At 61.4% G+C, this 19329-nt stretch carries 16 protein-coding genes and 1 CRISPR repeat array; of the genes, 10 read left to right on the top strand and 6 right to left on the bottom strand.

Annotated features, from left to right (window positions below; genetic code table 11):
• Positions 1–44: 44 nt before the first annotated feature.
• The 3 genes from SMC1_RS01855 to SMC1_RS01845 all read left to right on the top strand — a co-directional run bounded on the left by SMC1_RS01855 (position 45) and on the right by SMC1_RS01845 (position 2802).
• On the top strand, positions 45–1187 hold the full coding sequence (locus SMC1_RS01855) for an iron-containing alcohol dehydrogenase (protein WP_119085116.1): 1143 nt from the start codon (positions 45–47) through the stop codon (positions 1185–1187).
• A gap of 29 nt (positions 1188–1216) precedes the next feature.
• Entirely contained in the window at positions 1217–1639 is a 423-nt protein-coding gene (locus tag SMC1_RS01850) for a hypothetical protein (RefSeq protein ID WP_126855137.1), read from the top strand.
• 149 nt (positions 1640–1788) lie between these two features.
• A complete protein-coding gene (locus SMC1_RS01845) occupies positions 1789–2802 on the top strand; it encodes an LCP family protein (RefSeq protein WP_119085114.1) in 1014 nt (337 codons plus the stop codon).
• An 82-nt stretch (positions 2803–2884) separates the two neighbouring features.
• Here SMC1_RS01845 and SMC1_RS01840 read toward each other — a convergent pair whose 3' ends face one another.
• From SMC1_RS01840 to SMC1_RS01830, 3 genes are read right to left on the bottom strand one after another with little or no spacing between them, the layout of a single operon-like run.
• Positions 2885–3682, bottom strand: coding sequence for a GNAT family N-acetyltransferase (locus tag SMC1_RS01840; protein ID WP_119085113.1), 798 nt, complete (start codon positions 3680–3682; stop codon positions 2885–2887).
• 7 nt (positions 3683–3689) lie between these two features.
• Positions 3690–4712, bottom strand: a complete 1023-nt coding sequence (locus SMC1_RS01835) for a DUF2804 domain-containing protein (RefSeq protein WP_119085112.1) — start codon at positions 4710–4712, stop codon at positions 3690–3692.
• Positions 4713–4742: 30 nt separating this feature from the next.
• On the bottom strand, positions 4743–5636 hold the full coding sequence (locus SMC1_RS01830; protein WP_119085111.1) for an aldo/keto reductase: 894 nt from the start codon (positions 5634–5636) through the stop codon (positions 4743–4745).
• A gap of 173 nt (positions 5637–5809) precedes the next feature.
• Between SMC1_RS01830 and SMC1_RS01825 the strand changes: the two genes are divergently transcribed.
• Together SMC1_RS01825 and SMC1_RS01820 are read left to right on the top strand one after the other, a co-directional pair.
• Positions 5810–6103, top strand: coding sequence for a DUF4342 domain-containing protein (locus SMC1_RS01825; protein WP_119085110.1), 294 nt, complete (start codon positions 5810–5812; stop codon positions 6101–6103).
• 145 nt (positions 6104–6248) lie between these two features.
• Entirely contained in the window at positions 6249–6551 is a 303-nt protein-coding gene (locus tag SMC1_RS01820) for a hypothetical protein (RefSeq protein WP_119085109.1), read from the top strand.
• Positions 6552–6651: 100 nt separating this feature from the next.
• On the opposite strand, the gene SMC1_RS01815 is transcribed toward SMC1_RS01820, so the two are convergent.
• From SMC1_RS01815 to SMC1_RS01805, 3 genes are read right to left on the bottom strand one after another with little or no spacing between them, the layout of a single operon-like run.
• Positions 6652–8250 (bottom strand): serine hydrolase, encoded by a 1599-nt coding sequence (locus SMC1_RS01815; RefSeq protein ID WP_207799267.1) that lies wholly within the window; start codon positions 8248–8250, stop codon positions 6652–6654.
• Between the two features lie 44 nt (positions 8251–8294).
• Positions 8295–8954, bottom strand: a complete 660-nt coding sequence (locus SMC1_RS01810; RefSeq protein ID WP_119085107.1) for a potassium channel family protein — start codon at positions 8952–8954, stop codon at positions 8295–8297.
• A gap of 18 nt (positions 8955–8972) precedes the next feature.
• Positions 8973–10364 carry a TrkH family potassium uptake protein gene (locus tag SMC1_RS01805; RefSeq protein ID WP_207799266.1) on the bottom strand — a complete coding sequence of 464 codons (1392 nt, stop codon included), beginning with the start codon at positions 10362–10364 and terminating at the stop codon, positions 8973–8975.
• A gap of 322 nt (positions 10365–10686) precedes the next feature.
• Between SMC1_RS01805 and cas3 the strand changes: the two genes are divergently transcribed.
• The 5 genes from cas3 to mscL form a co-directional block, all read left to right on the top strand.
• The gene (gene cas3 / locus SMC1_RS01800; RefSeq protein ID WP_119085105.1) at positions 10687–13137 is read left to right on the top strand and encodes a CRISPR-associated helicase Cas3'; all 2451 of its coding nucleotides are present in this window, start codon (positions 10687–10689) and stop codon (positions 13135–13137) included.
• A complete protein-coding gene (gene csx17, locus SMC1_RS01795; protein ID WP_165849128.1) occupies positions 13127–15289 on the top strand; it encodes a type I-U CRISPR-associated protein Csx17 in 2163 nt (720 codons plus the stop codon). The genes cas3 and csx17 overlap by 11 nt, the downstream gene beginning before the upstream one ends.
• A complete protein-coding gene (gene cas7u / locus SMC1_RS01790) occupies positions 15286–16332 on the top strand; it encodes a type I-U CRISPR-associated RAMP protein Csb1/Cas7u (RefSeq protein ID WP_119085103.1) in 1047 nt (348 codons plus the stop codon). Before csx17 ends, cas7u begins: the two co-directional genes overlap by 4 nt.
• Before the next feature lie 6 nt (positions 16333–16338).
• The gene (csb2, locus tag SMC1_RS01785) at positions 16339–17763 is read left to right on the top strand and encodes a type I-U CRISPR-associated protein Csb2 (RefSeq protein WP_119085102.1); all 1425 of its coding nucleotides are present in this window, start codon (positions 16339–16341) and stop codon (positions 17761–17763) included.
• Between the two features lie 135 nt (positions 17764–17898).
• A CRISPR array of direct repeats spans positions 17899–18946; the repeat unit is 36 nt; unit sequence GTTTCCGCGGTTGAAAGACCGCGGCCCAATTGAAGC.
• 144 nt (positions 18947–19090) lie between these two features.
• The coding region (gene mscL, locus SMC1_RS01780; RefSeq protein WP_119085101.1) for a large conductance mechanosensitive channel protein MscL at positions 19091–19329 on the top strand (239 nt) is incomplete at its 3' end.

Genomic DNA, 19329 nt, shown 5'->3' with positions numbered 1-19329 from the left:
CTAATCTGAAAGGACGCGCTGGACCGGCGCGAAAGAGGTGACACATGCACAGTTTCGAGTTCTACAATCCGACGCGGGTGATCTTTGGTCGCGGGACCGTGCAGCAGGTAGGCCCGGCCGTCGCTCGCGAAGGCGCTCACAAGGTGCTGTTGATAGCCGGTGGCGGTTCGATCCGTGAGAACGGCGTCTATCAGGCTGTCACCCAGTCCTTGAGCGTGTCGGGTATCAATGCGGTAGAAGCCTGGGGTGTTCGGCCCAATCCTGAGCTGGCGCTTGCCCAGCAGTTGGTGCAGATCGCCCGTGAGCAGCAGGTGGATGGTGTGCTGGCTGTCGGCGGCGGCAGCGTCATCGACACGGCCAAATGCGTTGCGGCGGGCGTGTATGTCGACAACCTCTGGAGCTGTTTCGAGAAACGGTGTCCGATCGACAAGGCACTCCCGGTCTTCGTCGTTCTGACGATCTCGGCTTCCGGCAGTGAGATGGACTCGTGGGCCGTCCTGACTGAGAGCGAGCAGCACAGGAAGTGGAGTATTTCCTCTCCTGTCCTGTATCCCCGGTTTGCGATCGTGGATCCGAGCGTGCAGACCAGCCTGCCGTGGCGCCAGACCGTTAACGGCGCCATTGGCGTCCTCAGCCATATCATGGCCACCTACCTGGTGGGGTCGTTCGAGGAGACGACGCTTGCGCTCGACGAGGGGCTGATGCGCACGGTCATCAAGATGGTAGACCAACTGCAGGCGGACCACGCGGACTATGGCGCGCGCGCGAACCTCGCCTGGGCTGCGACGCTGGCCATGAACGGTCTGAGCGCCGCCGGCATCGAGGACAGCGACTGGTCGGCGCGCAGCATTGAGTCCGCGATGAGTGCCCTGCACCCCGAAGTAGCTCATGGGGCCGGCATGGCGGTCATCCTTCCCGCCTGGATGACCTACCAGCGGGAGAATAACCCTGGCCAGTTCCAGCGGTGGGCGAGAACCGTCTGGGGCGCAGGCACCGTCGAAGAAGGCATCACGGCTATGAAGACGGCGTTTCAGCGTTGGGGCGCTCCGTCGACGCTGGGAGACCTTGGCATTGCAGCCGGTGAGCTCCGTGACATCGCGTTCAATGCGCTTTCCGAGGGTCCGCTCGGAAAGCTGCGCATCCTGACGGCGCGCGACGTGGTCGAGCTGCTCAAGCCTGTGCTTTAGGTGCACCGGCAGTGCAGCGTGACCCGCCCATGAAACAATCGCTGCGGGTGACGTTTCTGGAACTGGTCGCCGGCGTTGTCCTGGGAGGCTGCATGCTGCTGCTGGGCAGCTGGGTGGGAGCGAAGCTGGGCAGCGGTGCCAGCAGTGGCTGGGGAGACATCATCGGGGCTCTGTTTGGAAGTGTCCTCGCCTATCCCGTTGGATTTGTGGCTGGCATGTGGCTGGTAGCGTGGCGACTGCATTTTCCTCACAGCCTGTGGCGAGGTATCTTCGGCGCGGTCCTGGGACTCCTGCTGGTTCTCCTGCTGGCAGAGCCGCTGCGCCTCAATCGGGATTCGCGTGTGATGGGGACTCTCTTATATCTTGTCCCGAGTGTGGCTGCCCTGTTCGGTTTCAACCAGTCGCGGGCAGTGACTCCGTCGTTCCCGCGAAGGCGGGAACCCACCCCCTGAGACAAGGATGGATTCCCGCATACGCGGGAATGACAGATTAGGGAACATATGTGCGCAGGAATGGCAGGTCAGAGAGCGCCGACGACGGGAATGCTCCATAGTGCTGTATACTAAAGCCCAGGTTCCCTGACTGGCACAAGGAGCAGAAGGTGGTACAGAAGCGCACTCTGCATACGATCCTGGCACTACTGGCGATAACGGCGCTGCTTGCTGGAATCGCCACTGTGTCACGTGCTCTGCCGGCGTCCTCCGTCGTCAGTGATGACACTGCGAACCCTTCGGTACCGGGTACTGACGACCAGCCCGTTCCTGCGGAGCGTGTGGTGTCCCCATTACCTGTCCAGCCGCAGCCAGACCTCGACAAACCCATCAACGTCCTGTTGCTGGGGGCCGACTCCCGCACGAAGGATGACCCCGGTCGCGCAGACACGATCATGCTGGTACGGCTGGATCCGGTGACGAAGCATGTACGCCTGCTGTCTCTCCCACGCGACACGCGCGTCACAATCCCCGGCCACGGCGTCAACAAGCTGAATCAGGCTTCCAGCGGATACTACCGGGACGGCGGGACCAGCCTGCTGGTTGATACCATCACAACAGACCTGCTGCCGGGTCTCCGCATCGACTATACTGTCAAAACCGATTTCGCAGGGTTCGCCGGTATCATCGACGCCTTGGGCGGCGTGACCATCGATGTCGAGGAGAGGATGCTCTACAAAGCGGTCGACGTGCTCATCGACCTGCAGCCGGGCGTGCAGCATCTCGACGGCGAGCAGGCGCTGGAGTATGCGCGGTTCAGGATGGATGCTGTTGGGGACTTCGGCACGTGGTCCGGCGAGGACCATGGGCGTGTCGCGCGCCAGAAGAAGCTCCTGGCAGCCGTCATCGACCAGACGAAAGACGTGCGGACATTGCTGCGCTTGCCTGCGGTCATCGGCGCCGTGCAGGCGGCCGTGACAACCGACATGTCGTTCAGCGTCATGGCGCGCATCGCATCGACCTATAAGGACGTCGCGTACGAAGACGTGGAATCGGTCCCCTTCCCCGGGAAGCCGGAGTATGTGGACGGCGTGTCGTACGTCATCCCCACGATCGATGTACTCCGGACGACGACGGGGCCGTTGTTTGGCGTTGCGGTCCCCTCTGAGCCGTCTGCGAACTGAACCTCGCTGACGTCACTCCTGGACACAAGAGAACCCCGCGGTGCGGGGCTCCGATGAGGCATATCTGGTTCTTCCAGGGGTACTACAATCCGCTGAGCTCCTTGTCGAGTTTCTCATGCTGCAGAAGGTCATACCGGAGCTGGCGGCCGCCCACGAGGATGCCAGAGAGTCCACCGTGAGCCAGGTAGCCCTCAGGATCGCTGACAGCGTCCACTTCGGTGACCGTCATGCCGAGCTTCTCGCCGACATAGGTGCCGGTCTGGCTGAGGATACGGTACTGGAATGGACACGAGAGAGGTCCGAGCAGCACCGTGACACGAGCCTGATCGTCAGGAAGCGACGTCGGTGTCACGACTGCGCGGGGGGTTGGGGTCCAGACGATATCCGGCTGGAAGGGCTTGAACATGAGGTCCGGGTCGCCACCCACGCGTACAAACCCGTGGTGTAAATAGAACGATTCGGCGGACTGCTGGCCCTCAGCTTCGCCATGAAAGGCCATGGCGGCAATGCCGTCGGCAGGTTTGCCCTCGAACCAGCGATGCTGGCGTTGCATCGTCGTCTCAACCTCTGCCAGAAGCTTGCTGCCGATGCCCCGTCCCCACCGGGACTTCTTGGGAACCCAGATGCAGTCGATGACAGCCACACCTACGCCCATGGGGTCGCGGTCGGGATGACACTGGATCATGCCGATAGGGTCGGCACCGTTGTAGGCGACCCAGGCAAACGTGCCCAGCTCGGTGAGACGGTCGCGGGCCCACTGTCTCTTGGCTTTGGTCGCCCGTTCCCACAATGGATCGGACTTCGCGCCTTCTCCTGCACATATCGTGGCAAGGTCGCCTGCGTTGCGTACTCCTACCGGAAGAATCCTTGTTGCGCTCATGATGGCCTCACCATGCGTTGAATACCTTCTCGGCGAAACCGAGAAAGTGGTCGAGGTGCACCCGGGTCCCGTCGTCGAGGACGGCGTCACCGGTGAAGCGCCCAAAGACCTGATGCTGAACGGTCTTGATGACGCCGATGTCAGTCTTGGCATGGCGGTCCAGGATGGGCTCGAAGTCCATGTCGAATCGACCGTCGCTGCTCACGAACTTCCACGCCTTGATGAAGGAGTCCGGTGGGATCTGGAACTCGATGCGGTCGAACTTGTGAACCCTGCCGTCCCAGAAGATGACGTTCTCGCTGGCGGCACTCGTGTCGCCAAACCCGTAGCCAATGTTGAACCCGAAGGAATGCCCGTCCACACGGCCGGAGCCGGAACCCCAGTACCACGTGTTGCGGTACGTCCAGACGCCCCGACCCCAGTCGAGAACGCCCGTCGAGGTCCGTGGGTCGAAGACATGGTCCACGCCGCCGACGGTGATGGTTCCCGTCGCGGGCATGCAGTTGACTTTCTGGTTGTAGTAGAAGGCCTTCGGCGCATGCTCGAACGGGGTCAGGATCACCATGCTTTCCAGTGCCGGGTCCTGGTCCAGTCTCAGACTGCCCTTGATCCCCTTGCCATGGTCGAAACCCGGGGAATCCAGGGTCAGCACGCGTGACGCAGGGTTGCGGGTGAAGCGCATGTCGATGCGACTGTCCTTGTACGCGATGTCACCTGTCTCAGACGTGCGTGGCAGGTTGAGCGACCCCCGAGTAAACGGCTTCATGATGGTTTCCGTGACCTCAGTCCGGTTCACGAAATCCAGCCAGGTCACCGAGATGTTGGCCAGGTAGCCGATGTCTGAGATGGTCATGGCGACGCCATACTCCGGGGTCAGGACACAGTAGTAGTCCCACTCCTTGATGCGCAGCCAGCTTGCGGCAATGCGTTCGCGGTTGTAGGTGGCCACCAGCCGGCGTGCCCAGCCCTTCTCGTTCAGTTCGCCCGTGTCGTTCAACAGGTCCACGTGTGTGGTCAGCTCATGCTGCATCGACATCCTCCTTTTCGGTGTGGCTCACCATTACTGGCAGCCGGTGCGCGTCAATCCGAATGGTTCTTTCCGTTCTATCCAGTCCTTGCGTCCCCAGTCCTTGGACTTCCAGTACATGTTCTGCGGCGTAACCATCGGCAGGATGTCGGGGAAGAACGCCAGACGCTCGACGCTGGCCATCGGCACAAAGTTTTCGGCGAGGTCGATGTTGCCGTTCAGCTGTTCGATGGTGGAGCAGCCGGGAATAACGGTGGTAAGCGGCAAACCCATGCTGTACCGCAGTGCCTGTTGCCAGTTGGCAGCCAAGGCCTTGCAGCCCAGGACCTTCATGCCGACGACGCCCATGCATTTCTGGAGCGCAAATAGCAGAAACTCCTCTGCGAAGCTGTAGATGAAATGGTCCAGCGCCGAGACGGCGCACAGGGCTGTGTCGAAAGGGAATCGCCGGATGGCCTCGAGAAGTACCTGGGGGTTTGCGTGTCCCGAGATGCTGATGAACCGGACCAGTCCCTCGTCCCGCGCCTCGATCAAAGCCTGGAGCGCCCCGTCCTTGCCAGTCATGGCATCCAGACGGTCGAAGTTGAAGACGTTGTGCAAACGCACTTCTTCCACGTGGTCGGTCTGCAGTCGATCGAGGCTCGCCTCGAGCTGCCGACGGGCACCGTCCCGCGTGGTCTCATTGACCTTGGTCGCTATCCACATGTCCGTGCGCCGCCTGGTTGCCACTAGCCCGACACGCCGTTCGCTTTCGCCCTCCGAGTAGGCAGGCGCCGTGTCAAAGTAGCACACACCGCGTTTCAGGGCCTGTTCGAGGATGGCAACAGCCTGGTCCTGGCTGCAACCTTCCTCATCCACCAGTCGCTGGCATCCGAGGCTCAGGATCGGGAGTTCGACACCGGTCTTGCCAAATGGTCGTTTCTCCATGAGGTTCCTCCCTTCCGCGGTGGGGCCGCGTTCCTCATTAGTATAGCCTCACGGGGCAGCCGTACCAGCGCCCGTGTAACCTCGGCTCCTTCACCTGCGTAGATAAGGTGACGGCAGGACAGGCGCAGTGCAGTGATCCTGCGAATCTGCAACAACATCAGAGGAGACGAGATATGAGCAATCGAACGGAAGAGTTCAAGGTCAGCGGCGAGAAGCTGCTGCAGCAGGTTAAGGAGTTGGTTCATCAGGGCAACGTCCGGCGTATCACGATCAAGGACAAGGACGGCAACACGCTGTTTGAGGTCCCGCTCACCGCAGGTGTCGTGGGCGCGGTCCTGCTTCCCGTGTGGGCGGCCATCGGGGCAGTCGCCGCTCTCGCGGCGTCTTATACCATTGCCGTAGAGCTTGTCGACGCGCCGACGAAACCGACCGTCGAAGGCTCGGCCGTCGACAAGAGTGAAGCTTAGGCACAGTAATCTGCCCTCGCTGGGGCACTGCAGACGGCCGGGTTTTTGCCCGGCCGTCTGGCATTTCTAGATCGGAGGCTTGAAACGTGGGGCGTTTTCTCTATAGTGCCGGCATCACACCCACATGTTTGCATGGGAGGCAGTCATGGATGACGAGAGAGTACGGCTCGAAGGAATCGTCAGTGCGCTCGAACTGAAAATCAGCGAGCTTGACAAGGACAATGTCGCGGTGGAAGAGGCAGCACGCTTGCGTGCAGAGCTTGATGAGGCATACGAACAGGTCGATGCGTCCGACCTGCCGGATGCTGATATCGATGATCTGATGGACCGGCTGGACGACCTTCAGGATATCCTTGAGGACCTTGCCGGCGCTGATACCGACTGGGACGACGAGGAAAAGGAAGAGGAAGAAGAAACGGACGAAGCCGAAGACGATGAGGACGACTAGTCTCTCAGCCCAAGCTTCCTGAATGCAGAGCGCCCTGGAGCAATCCGGGGCGTTTGTAACATTGGGGACAGGCACCAATGTTACAGCTCTGAATGGAGGGTCAGGGTTTCAAGGCAAGCAGGCGGCTGAGGAGAACGCATGCCTGGGCACGTGTGCAATGGCCCTCGGGGCTCAGCTTTCCACCGGATTCGATACCGGGGTCGGGCTTCTTGATGATGCCCCTGGTGAAGCAGGCCTCGATGAACGCGTGGGCCCAGTAGCCGGGCTGGACGTCCGCATAGGGGAGTGTTGCCCTGTCGTTCCAGCGCTGTGAACGTGTGACGACCACAAGTGCCTGGGCCATGCTCACGGGCTCCTCGGGCTTGAAGAGGCCCCCGGGATACCCGGTCAGCCAGCCCTTGCCGACGGCAGCAGCGACGTAGCCTGCCGCCCAGTGAGTGACCGTGACGTCCTTGAAGGGATCGGACGTCACGGTGTCCGGCTCGACGCCCAGGGCGCTGCAGACAAGCTTGGCATACTCGGCTCGCGTCACCGCGTTGTCCGGATGGAACTTGCCATCCTCATACCCGGTGACGAGACCGCGGGCGCTCAGGTCGGTGACGGCGGCGAAGGCCCACGACGTGGCGGGGACATCCTTGAAGCGAAGCCCGGCGGCAATTGCCTGGGGCACCAGCTGGCGCACGCGCATGATGTCGTAGGCGGCCTTGGCCAGGTCGTACTTCATGGACAGGACTCCTGCGAGGTTCAGTTTGTGGTCGATCCACGGCGTGAACCCGTAGGTACCGGGGCAGGAGGCGATAAGGAGGGTTCCAGTGCCGGGGTCGGTTTCCTCCCGCCACATGCCGAGCCCTGGACGGGCGCGGCTGGTCGAGGGCAGAAGCGACGCGACTGCGGTATAGGGAGTCACAGCGATGGTGGATGCGGGAGCCTGGTCCTGCTCGATCTGGGCGACCGCCTCCGCCGAGAGGACGTGCTTGCCGGACCAGACACCGCCCTGCATGAGCATGGTCAGGAACCGGGCATAGTCCTCGGCCGTCGAACGTGCGCCGCCGGCCACATCTGGATTCCGGTTGAAGCCCATCAGGTTGAAGCTCGTGCTGTCCATGCCGAGAGGTTCGGTGATACGGACGCGGAAAAACTCCTGCCATGTCATCCCGCTGATGACTTCACAGACGCGGGCTCCGACCTGGATGGAAACGGACCCGTCGCTCACGGCGGTGCCGGGCAGGGAGGGCAAGGGTCCGGCGGCAATGCGTCTGACACACTCTTCCAGCGTCAGCGTCCGGTCGTCGATCGAGGCGTCTGTTGCCGGCAGTCCAGAATCATAGGACCAAAGCTGTCGTATCGTGATGCCGGCCTTCTCGCCGGTGAACTCGGGCAGGTACTTGGAGACGGGGTCGCCCAGGGCAAGTGTTCCCTGGTCCACGAGGGTCATCATCGCCGCCGCCGCCAGCCAGCGTGAAGCGGAACCAATGTCCACAACTGTTCCGGGGCCGAATTTGTCGTAGCCGGCGCCCTCGATGACCTTCCCATCCTTCACGACGACCAGGGCCATGCCGCGTGCAGCGGGCGCAGCTGAGCTCAGGAAATGGTCGACCTCAGTCATGTCGTAGGAGCCGATGGCGATGACTTGGCGTCCGGGAGCCGCACACCCGGTTGCGCTCGTCAGTAGTGCCAGAATGAGTATGCCGGCGACCAAGCGCAGCGCTGAACTGTTCAAATGGTACGGAGGGGTCTGATGCGTCACAATCGGGTCTGGCTGGCGAACCGGTGCAGGTTCGCGACACTCCCCAGGATGATGAGGCGGTCGCCGGGTTCGAGGACGTCGTCGGAGTGAAGCGTAATCAAGATCTCTCCTCCACGCCGAATGCCGACCACGTTGAGCTCGAAGCGGGTGCGGTAGTCGAGGTCCCGGAGGGTCTTGCCCTCTGCGGCGTGAGAAATGGGGAACTCGAGGATGTCGTAATCGGGAGACGACTCCAGGAAATCGTAGAGGCTGGAAAGGCTGAGCCTGTTGGCAAGGCGAATGGCCATATCGTGTTCAGGAAAGACGACCTGATCGGCCCCGATGCGAGAAAGCAGTCTGCCGTGCAGGTCGGACGAAGCCCTTGCCACAAGGTGACGTATGCCCATCTCCTTGAGGACCACGGCGGTGAGGACGCTGTGCTCAATCTCCGCTCCGATGGTCAGGACCACGGTGTCGCAGTTGGTGATGCCCGCGGCCTCGAGTTCGGCTGGGTTCGTCGAGTCTGCGACGACGGCGACGGCGACGTCGTCTTTGATACTATCGACGTTGCTCTGCGTTTCGTCGATCGCGAGGACGTCGAATCCCAGCTGAGCCAGACGGATCGCGCAAGACCTTCCAAACTTTCCAAGACCGATGACGCCTATCTGTGGTTTCATGGTACCTGCCTCCTATTCCTATCCTATGGCGACGTCGTCTTCAGCGAAGTGAACCCGACGTTCGAACTTGTGTACGGGAGCAAGTAGTGTCAACATGGCTGTGAGAACCCCGACACGTCCTGCCAGCATCGTCGCGATGAGCACGATCTTGGAGCCGGCCGACAGCGTTGGAGTGATCCCTGTGCTCAGGCCGACAGTCCCGAACGCCGAGGTGACCTCGAACAGGAGACCCAGCGTCGAAAACCTGTGTCCGTCCATGATGGCCAGCAGGAACGTCCCACCAAAGACGACAACCAAGCTGAGGGCGAACACGACGACAGCTTTCTTGACGCTTTCCGTATGGATGCCCCTGTTGCCCAGGTGTGTCTGGTCCGAGCCGATGATGATACTCCAGATGAACGCAGCGACGACGGCAAACGTGGTCGTTTTCACGCCACCGCCGGTGCCGCCGGGAGAGGCGCCAATGAACATGAGGACGATGATGAGCATCAGCGAACTGGAATGCATGTCACCAAGCCGCAGGGTGTTGAAGCCGGCTGTTCTTGCCGTTACCGACTGGAACCAGGACGTCAGGACACGCTCCTTCAGAGACAGGGATGCGAACACTCCGGGGTTCATGCTTTCCAGTATGAAGATCAGGACAGCTCCACCCACGACGAGGGCTGCCGAAAGGGCCAGGACCGTCCTGGTATGGGTCGAAAGTCTCTTGTGCCGTGTGCGTGAAAGGTGGTGCCTGAGCTCATCGATGACAAGAAAGCCCAGGCCGCCCAGGATGATGAGCACGGGCACGACCAGGTTGACCGTGATGTCGCCTGCGTAGGTCTCGAAACTCGTCATCCCTCGGCCCAGAACGTCGAAGCCGGCATTGCAGAAGGCGCTTACACTAGTGAAAATCCCGTTCCAGACAGCCTTGCCAGTCGGCATGTCGTGAAGGAAGCGGAGGGAGAGGAACAGGGCTCCCAGTCCTTCGCAGATGATCACCGTGGATGCGATGAGGCGGGCGAAACTGCGGGGATCGCGGTGCGATGGTGCGGCGACGCTCTCGCGAAAGTCACCGGTCTGGCGCACGCGGAGCCTCGAGTTCCGAAAGGTGGCCATGAGCATCGTCGTCAGGACCATGTAGCCGAGTCCGCCAACCTGGATGAGCAGGAGGATCACCACCTGACCGGACGTCGACCAGAAGGAACCGGTATCAAAGACGACGAGGCCCGTCACGCAGGTGGCACTGGTAGCTGTGAAGAGGGCCCTGAGAAAACCGGGGTGGACGCCGGTGTTCGACTGTGGCAGAAGAAGGAAGAAGGTTCCGACAAGAATGACGACCGTGAAGCTCAGCAGAATGCGCTCAGCAGGACCCGTCGGCATGAGCTGTTGGAAAAAAGTGGGTCTCCGTTGCTTCGGAGTGGGCACCACTGTCAGGTTCTCCCTTGGCTTTTCACAAGCAGAAGTATACCGTTGCAGGAACCACATGCAACGCTCTCTCTCGCCGGTGAGCCTTTTTCCGTCGTTCCCGCGAAGGCCGTTCTGCGTCGTTCCCGGAGACGCTGGAATGACATATCGAACGGTTTTTGTCCGTCGTTCCCGCGAAGGCGGGAACCCATGCGCCAGGGCAAGGAGTGTCTTGTATCATCTCCGTCATTGGATAGGATAATGTTAGCATGTCGAAATAGAGTGCGTTGCAACCTGCATTGAGACTGTCAGGTCGTGAAGAAGCCGGACAGCCAGAGGAGGCAGTGTGGCAGTACAGGACTTTGGTCAGTTCTTTGAGCGGACAACAGGGTATCCGCCCTATCCCTACCAGAACGCATTGAGTACGACACATGACTTTCCCGCCCTGTTGGCAGTTCCCACGGGAGCTGGCAAGACGGCAGCAGTCATCGTTGCATGGCTGTGGAAGCGTCTGCAGGAGCAGGCGTCTACTCCGCGCCGCCTGGTGTACTGTCTGCCCACGCGCGTGCTGGTCGAGCAGACGGTGGACTGTGCGCTGCGCTGGGTCGCCAAAGCCGGCATGGACGTCCCCGTGAGTGTGCTCATGGGCGGCACCGCAGATGATCCCATCAACCACCGATGGGACGTCCATCCGGAGGAGTCAGCCATCGTCATCGGCACGCAGGACCAGCTCATTTCGCGCGCGCTCAACCGGGGCTATGCCATGAGCAGGTTCCGTTGGCCCCTTGAGTTCGGGCTGCTCAACAACGATTGTCTCTGGGTCTTCGACGAGATTCAGCTGATGGGAAGTTCCCTGCTCTCCTCGACGCAGTTGCAGGCATTCCGCGCCTCCATGGGCACATGGCTGCCCGTCCACTCGCTGTGGATGTCGGCCACCTCGGACCTGTCCTGGCTGGCCACTGTCGATTATCGCTCCACGCCAGAGTACGAGAGGCTCGCCACGGGCGACGGCGTCCTGCGGCTGACACCGGCGGACCTGTCCACGAGGGCACTGGCCAAGCGATACCGTGCGTCCAAGCAACTGGTTGCCTCTGGTGTTCGTGTCGAGGCGACAAGCCGCGGCCCCGATGCCCGGCAGAAGTCAGCGCCGCACGACAAGCCCTCCTATGCCAACCAGCTGGCCCGGCATATCGTCAAACATCACAAGAACGGGCGGACCATTGTCATCTGCAATACCGTCGGACGTGCTGTCAGCGTCTACCGCGAGCTGTCCCGCTTGGCGTCTGGCGTTGACGTGCAGCTTCTGCACTCGCGGTTCCGACCTGCGGAGAGGCAGCCTCTTCAGAAGCGTGTCCTTGCCCCCGTCGACCGGCATGCCGTGCCGGGTTCCATCCTGGTGACGACCCAGGTCGTGGAGGCCGGGGTCGACATCACCTGCCAGCTTATGTATACGGAGCTTGCCCCGATGGCTTCCCTGATTCAGCGCTTTGGACGGTTCAACCGTGCGGGTGAGCTGGCCACGTGCGACGAAAGCCATTGCATCTACTGGGTGGACGTGCCGGATACGGCAGCTGCACCGTATGAGAAGGAACAGCTGAGCACTGCGCGCGCTTGGCTGGGCAGTCATGCGGACGCGAGTCCGGCGGCGTTGGAGAGTGTTCCGCTCGATGCTCCGCATGGCGACGTCGTGCGTCGGCGCGACTTGTTGGGACTGTTTGACACGACGCCGGACCTGGAGGGCAACGACATCGACGTCTCCCGGTACATCCGCGCTGATCAGGAGCGCAACATCTATGTCTTCTGGCGTCACGTCCCGGCAGAGGTTCCGCGCCAGTTGGAACAACCCGAACCGGATCACTCGGAGTTGTGCCCGGCTCCACTTGGCGACGAAGCGCGCGATTTCCTGCGCACCCATGCATGGTACCTGCTGGATCCTCTGACAGGTGCATGGAACAGGGAGACGGACGAGAGACGCGTCTATCCCGGCATGGAGATTCTGCTTGCCTCCGACCAGGGAGGGTATGACCCCGGCACCGGCTGGGACCCATCCTCTACAGTGGAAGTCGACATTATGGCACTCAATGCGCAGCAGCCCGACAGCCAGAATTCCAACGCCTCCTCTGCCAGTTCCACCTGGCTGTCGCTGGGCGAGCACACTGGCGACGTCGAAGCGGAGGAAGCCGCAATCCTGGCCGCTCTTGGGGTGGCTGTCCCGGTAGACATCAGCCACAGCGTGATGAGGGCAGCCCGCCTGCACGACTGGGGGAAAGCGTATCCGGCCTTCCAGAACCTGATCGCGACAGACGCTGCTCACAGCGGGACAATCTGGGCCAAAGCACCACCAGACAGGTGGACCAGGAGCAGAGGGCCCGTCATGCGTCATGAACTGGCCAGCGGTCTTGCGGCTCTGGAGCGTGGAGAGCCCTTTCTGGTCGCCTACCTGGCGGCTGCCCACCATGGCAAGATCCGCGGGAGCATCCGCTCTCTGCCGAGCGAGCACGTGGAGAAAGGCAGCGCCAGGAGAATCCGCGGGGTGGTCGACGGGACCCTGTTGCCGGGGGTCACCCTGGGTGGCGAAATGCTGTCCCCACAGTCACTTTCGCTTGCACCGGCGGGGTTGGGGCTGGAAGGAGATGGTACGCGCAGCTGGACTGACCAGTGGTGTGGCCTGCGAGACGACCCCGCCATGGGCCCGTTCCGCCTGGCTTACCTGGAGGCGCTGATGAAAGCGGCGGATGAACGGGCCAGCGCAACCGAGCAGGTGGCATCGCCGCAGAGAGGTGACCATGATGACTGAGACACAGCACGAACTGGTGTTGCACGGCGTCCGGCCGGAGCCTCTTGCTTCCTACCTCAAAGGGCTCGGCATCATCCGGCTGGTGGTCCAGCAGAAGGAGCCGGATCTCCGTGCGTTCTGGCGAGACGATGAACTTGTTCTGGTGACCAGACTCGACATGGAAGAGCTGGCGAATTTCTTCCTGATGGAGTACCGGCCGACGCCGATCGTTTCTCCGTGGCACGGCAGCTGCGGCTTCTTTCCTGAGACAGAAACCCTGCGCCATCTGCGTGACACAGACGACCCACGGTTCGCCACGTATGGCATGGCCATACACGCCATGCAACAGATTCTTGAATCCATGGCCATCGATGAGAAACCAGACAGGGCTCAGGCTCGGCTTATCATGCGTGAGCTCAGAAATGCCGTGCCGGACGAGTGCCTCGAGTGGCTGGATGCTGCGTTTGTGTTGACGGATGCGGATGCCGCATTGCCTCCGCTACTTGGCACTGGCGGCAATGACGGGCATCTCGAGTTCGCACACAACTTCATGCAGCGGCTGGACAGCCTGCTCCTGTCCAAGCATGCCCACGACCCCGTGACGAGGGACCAGTTGCTGTTCGCACTGGGTGGTGCGACTGAGACGTCCGCGAGCGGGCTGCTGGCCGACGCATCTGTTGGTCAGTTTTCCCCCGGGATGGCGGGAGGAGCAAACCTGACCTCAGGGTTTGGTGCCCCTTCCCTGGTGGACCCCTGGGACTACGTCCTGCTGCTGGAGGGGACAGTCCTGTTTGCGGGTGCGGCAACACGGTCGCTCCGGCACACCACCTCCAACCAGGCAGCGGCTCCATTCAGTGTCACGACATCGGCGGCTGGGTACGACACCGCCGCGGCTGGCGAAGAAGCGATCAAGACCTCGCGCGGGGAACTGTGGGTACCGCTCTGGAATCATCCTCTATCTCTTGCGGAGTTGCGGCACCTGTTTGGAGAAGGGCGCGCCAGCGTCGGGGCTTCTCAGGCTGCCTCGGGGCTCGAGTTCTCTATCGCCATCGCATCTCTTGGCGTGGACCAGAACATCGCGCAGTTCGTCCGGTACGGTTTTCTCATGCGCAACGGGCGAATGTACGCAGCCAGCCCGTTGGGGCGTTTTGGCGTTCATGCAAACGTCCACGCGTCTCTCCTCGAGGGACTGATTCCCTGGCTGAGACAGCTGAAGAGAGCTGTCGGTGACGATGCCCCTGCAAGCGCCCGTTCAGCCCGGCGTATCCTCGAAGATGGCGTGATGGAATATGCACATACGCCCTCCCCGTTGCGCGCGCAGGGTATCCTGTGCAGTCTGGCCTCCCTGCACCGGACGATCGCGCGCAGCCGGTTGCCCGACTGGTTCAGGCCCATTCGGCCACTTGGCGCGGAGTGGCTGACGGCCTGTGATGACAATTCCGCCGAGTACGCCTTGGCTTTCTCGGTTGCTGCCTGGGTAGCGACTTGCCGCCGCTGTTTCCTGCGTGAGTTGGTCTTGCCCGTCGGCCGCGACAAGCTGGGTCGCTTTGTCTGGGATCCGGAGGGCAAGCATGACGTCGTCAACGTGGACGATCCTCTGCATGCTCTCGAATTGCTGCTGCGTTCCATCATGGACGCGGAAGCCACTGACAGCCCACGCGTCAGCGACTGGGCGGCGTCATGGGCCGACGTCGCGGCATTCATCGACGGCAGTATCGACGCTGGGCGCGTTTTGGAGCTGATCACGGCCCTGGCTCTCGTCGACGCGTCCGTCTTCTGGAGTGCGCGTGTGACCCACCGCCGTTCTCTGGTCCGCACACACCTGCCGGCGGTGTATTGCCATCTCAAGCCGTTCTTTGCACCTGAAGCGCAGTTCACCCGGCCAGATGGAACGATGGCACCGCTGCAGGCGACTGCGCCCATGCTGGCCGCTCTTGAACGTCACCACGTGACCGAGGCGGCAAACGCAGCTCGTATCGGCCTCACGGCACGAGGGATGGTTCCTGTCGGCAGTGTGCGTGGCGGCAGGGCGGACCTGTATCACGGCCCCCGGTGGCCGGTGTCCACGATTCTCCAGCAGCGCCTGTATGCCGGACTCCTGTTTCCCGTCGATAACGTTGATCACGTACTGGCGCAATGTCTGCGCCCAATCTCAAAGGAGGCATCGATATGACAACTCTCGTGAAGCAACTCGAATCTGTACAGCGTGTGCTCATACAGGCAAGCCTGAAACCCGTCCAGGGTGACCGTTTCCAACCGACCGGTTTTCCCGATATTGGCGCGGCGACCTATACGTTGGCTGATGGCACCGAGATGCTGCTGGTCGAATCGGCCCAGAGCATGGCCAATCGGCTGGAAAGCGTCATCTGGGATGCGGCAGCTCAGGACGTCGTCGCTCCTCTCAAAGGCTTGCCCTTCATTGCGGCCGAACTGCCGGATGGAGACCACACCACCTCCCTTCAGGAAGCCCATCGCCTGAACTCCCCGTATTTCCTTGTCAGCGATGAGAAGGAGGCACCCCTGCAGAAGATGCTCAAGGCGGAGACAGGATACGCCCGCGACAAGTCCGTCGACCGACCGAAATTCGCCCGTTTTCTCTATGGGCATGATACTGACACCCTGCTGCACGGCGTGTTCATGGCCAACATCGAAGGTGGGCGCCTGCGCCTGCCGCGCGCGTTGTCCTCGTTTGTGGAAGCCCGTGATGTCCGCGTTGCCAGCTCCGGCGGTGTCAAGAATGACGTCATCGATCCCTCGGGAAACACGAAGAACGGATTTGGCAACGTCCCCTTCCATCGCACGGAGTTTGTGGCAAGCAGCATCACTGCCTACTTCAACCTGGACCTTGCGCAGCTGCGCGGCTACGGACTGGGCGACACGGCGTTCGAGTTGCTGGTGGCACTGGCGCTCTACAAGATCCGGCTCCTGCTGAACTCCGGCATGCGCCTTCGCACGGCCTGCGACCTCGTGCCCAGTGACCTTGTTGTGACTGCGCCGATCGGCTTTGTCATACCGCAGGCGGCAGAACTCGAGGCTGCACTGCGCGAACTGATCGCCCGCAGCATCGCCGAGAAGCTGTTTGCCGACCCGCCCGTCACCAGGCTGACCGTATCCGCCAAGGCGCTGAAAGCCAAGAAGAAGACGGAGGATGCCAAGAAGAAGGAAGCCGCCGGCGAAACAGACCAGCAGCCGCCTGACGAATCGTCAGTGCAATAGCCGCACATGCTTGCCATTGATCTGCAGTTTATCGCGGGGCGCTTTCACGCGACCCCGTGGGGCAACAGCCCTAACGAGGGCGTGCCCGAATGGCCGCCGACGCCTTGGCGCATCGCGCGCGCCCTGGTGTCCACTGCCTTGGGCAAGGCGCAGGGCGTCGTCGATACTGACACAATTGAGCGTCTCTGTCACATCTTTGCCTTGCCCCCCATGGTTCATCTGCCGCCTGCGACAGTTGCGCACGTCCGGCATTATCTAGCGCTCTATGGGAATGATCCTGAACGCGGCCACAGCAAGTCTTCGTTAATTTTCGACACGTTTGTCGCTGTGGCTCCAACGGACATTCTCACATTGTATTGGCCTGGCCTGACCCTTCCTGAGAGCGATCTTCAGTCGCTGGACCTCTTGCTGTCGCGTCTCGACTATCTCGGTCGCAGCGAAAGCTGGGTTCGTGGCAAGGCTCGCAGTGACGGGTCCGTGGCTGCCATCAACTGTGTTCCACTGAGTGACGATGCACGCGAGGGTGACACCAGCATCGTGCGCGTGTTGTGTCCGAAGCCCTCCTGCACACTGGAGGAGTTGCAGGTTGAGACGTCAGACTTGCAGCGGGAGCGGCGTCCTCTCCCTGCAGGAGCCATCGAGCGTTCCTATGCGCGCGACCAGGCGTGCTTCGCCATCCAGCCGTCGCCAGCGACTATGCAGCCTGGAACGATGCCCCAACTGGGGGCATTTCTCCTCGACGGTCCGGTGCTGCCCCCAGTCAGAGACACCCTGCTGGTTGCCGACCTGTTCCACAAGGCCGCGATTCAGAAGCACACCACGCCGTCGCTTCAGCTCTCGGGCAAGGACGACCAGGGCGTGCCGGTCAAGGGTCATCACCACATGTATGTCCTGCCCTCCGACGAGGACGGTGACGGTCTGCTGGATCACATCTTCGTGTACCTGCGCGACGGCATGCAGCCCGACACGCTGAATGCCCTGACGGCTGTTCGCCGTCTGTACCGCAGAGACCAAGACTTGACAGTCGTCTATCTGGGTAGCGGTGCTCCACAGGATGTCGATATCCCCACGCTGGGGTCCTCGACGGTCTGGGAGTCAGCCACGCCATTCCTGCCCATGCGTCACACCAAACTCCGTGGCACGGCCGAGGCTCGCCGGGTTGTTGACACCGAGCTTGAACAGTTGTTGACCGAACTTGGTCACCAGGGACTTCCCGCCCCCGTGACCGCGGGCGTACTGCCGGCAGCTTTGATCCATGGGCGCAGGACACCATGGTACGACTTCCGTGCAGTGCGCCAGGACCGCTCACCTGTCGGTCACGCCTGTGGCTTCCGTATCACCTTCGCCAGTCCGGTCACCGGCCCCATTCTCGTCGGGGGAGAAGCACATTACGGCATGGGGAGGTTCATCGCAATCAAAGGACGAGGGTAGCATGGCAGAGCCGCGGGATGCCGACCTCCTCCCCGTCCGCATGCTGACCGAATATGTGTATTGTCCTCGCCTTGGGTATCTGGAGTATGCCCAGGGCGAGTTTGTCGACAATGTCTATACGTTAGACGGTACCCAGTTTCCGCGGTTGAAAGACCGCGGCCCAATTGAAGCTGGGCGTTTGGCAAGCTGAAGAAGACGGCTGGTCGGTTTCCGCGGTTGAAAGACCGCGGCCCAATTGAAGCACGGGTGAGAAGGCGCAACTGACGTGGCCGGATGGCGTTTCCGCGGTTGAAAGACCGCGGCCCAATTGAAGCTAGTGAGCATCGTACTTGACCCCCGCCCGCTTCACGTTTCCGCGGTTGAAAGACCGCGGCCCAATTGAAGCGATGGCAAGCTGGACGAGAAGGGCTACCCAATCGAAGGTTTCCGCGGTTGAAAGACCGCGGCCCAATTGAAGCCTGCCCCCATTGATCGGCTTCCTTCCCGCTGCCCATGTTTCCGCGGTTGAAAGACCGCGGCCCAATTGAAGCTCTTCCTGCATGATTGCCCTGATTCGATTTTCCAGGTTTCCGCGGTTGAAAGACCGCGGCCCAATTGAAGCGGGTTCCAGTCGGTTGACACCTATACTCGCAATGGCGGTTTCCGCGGTTGAAAGACCGCGGCCCAATTGAAGCGTGAACGCGGCGCGCGCCTCGGCGTTCTCCGGCTTCGTTTCCGCGGTTGAAAGACCGCGGCCCAATTGAAGCACCGAGCACGACGTCAACCGCCTCGTTGACTTGCTCGTTTCCGCGGTTGAAAGACCGCGGCCCAATTGAAGCGACCAAATCAGGAACCCTGCCATATGGGTCACGAAAGTTTCCGCGGTTGAAAGACCGCGGCCCAATTGAAGCCCGATGGTGCTGCGCCATTCGTCTTGCCAGATCCCGGTTTCCGCGGTTGAAAGACCGCGGCCCAATTGAAGCAAGGGGATCACCGTTTTAGACGCCGACATGATACGGAGTTTCCGCGGTTGAAAGACCGCGGCCCAATTGAAGCGCTCTGGCTCCGGTGCCTGTGGCTCGGGCTGTCACGTACGTTTCCGCGGTTGAAAGACCGCGGCCCAATTGAAGCGATACTGCGCCGGCCACGATTACTTACGGCTCCGCTAGTTTCCGCGGTTGAAAGACTGCGGCCCAATTGAAGTCGGCTCAAGAACCGGAAGTTCGACTGATGGATTCCCGCCTTCGCGGGAATGACGAATTGGCGTGCGGGGATGACACGTTACTAGGCACGCCTCACTGACTCGCGATACCACGAGCAGTTGCTATACTGCACGTAGAGGTGACTCATGTGGAATGAGTTCAAGCGGTTCGCCGTGAGGAGTAGCATGATCGACCTGGCTGTCGGTGTCATCATCGGCGGCGCGGTCGGCAAGGTCATCACGTCTTTTGTCAATGACATCCTGATGCCCCCGATCGGTCTACTGTTGGGGCGCGTCAATTTCACCAGCCTCTACATTAATCTGGGACGCACGAAGTATCCGACATTCGATACGGCCCAAGCTGCCGGAGCGCCGACTATCAATAT

The organism is Candidatus Cryosericum septentrionale (assembly GCF_003570995.1).
In the GTDB taxonomy this organism is placed as follows: Bacteria; Caldisericota; Caldisericia; order Cryosericales; family Cryosericaceae; genus Cryosericum; species Cryosericum septentrionale.
The sequence above is the reverse complement of the archived record's forward strand: the minus strand, read 5'-3'. Positions and strand labels throughout refer to the sequence as shown.

Coding starts and splice junctions, on each gene's coding strand:
- SMC1_RS01855 (WP_119085116.1), top strand. CDS start 45: ATGCACAGTTTCGAGTTCTACAATCCGACGCGGGTGATCTTTGGTCGC.
- SMC1_RS01850 (WP_126855137.1), top strand. CDS start 1,217: ATGAAACAATCGCTGCGGGTGACGTTTCTGGAACTGGTCGCCGGCGTT.
- SMC1_RS01840 (WP_119085113.1), bottom strand. CDS start 3,682: ATGAGCGCAACAAGGATTCTTCCGGTAGGAGTACGCAACGCAGGCGAC.
- SMC1_RS01835 (WP_119085112.1), bottom strand. CDS start 4,712: ATGCAGCATGAGCTGACCACACACGTGGACCTGTTGAACGACACGGGC.
- SMC1_RS01830 (WP_119085111.1), bottom strand. CDS start 5,636: ATGGAGAAACGACCATTTGGCAAGACCGGTGTCGAACTCCCGATCCTG.
- SMC1_RS01825 (WP_119085110.1), top strand. CDS start 5,810: ATGAGCAATCGAACGGAAGAGTTCAAGGTCAGCGGCGAGAAGCTGCTG.
- SMC1_RS01820 (WP_119085109.1), top strand. CDS start 6,249: ATGGATGACGAGAGAGTACGGCTCGAAGGAATCGTCAGTGCGCTCGAA.
- SMC1_RS01810 (WP_119085107.1), bottom strand. CDS start 8,954: ATGAAACCACAGATAGGCGTCATCGGTCTTGGAAAGTTTGGAAGGTCT.
- csx17 (WP_165849128.1), top strand. CDS start 13,127: ATGATGACTGAGACACAGCACGAACTGGTGTTGCACGGCGTCCGGCCG.
- cas7u (WP_119085103.1), top strand. CDS start 15,286: ATGACAACTCTCGTGAAGCAACTCGAATCTGTACAGCGTGTGCTCATA.
- csb2 (WP_119085102.1), top strand. CDS start 16,339: ATGCTTGCCATTGATCTGCAGTTTATCGCGGGGCGCTTTCACGCGACC.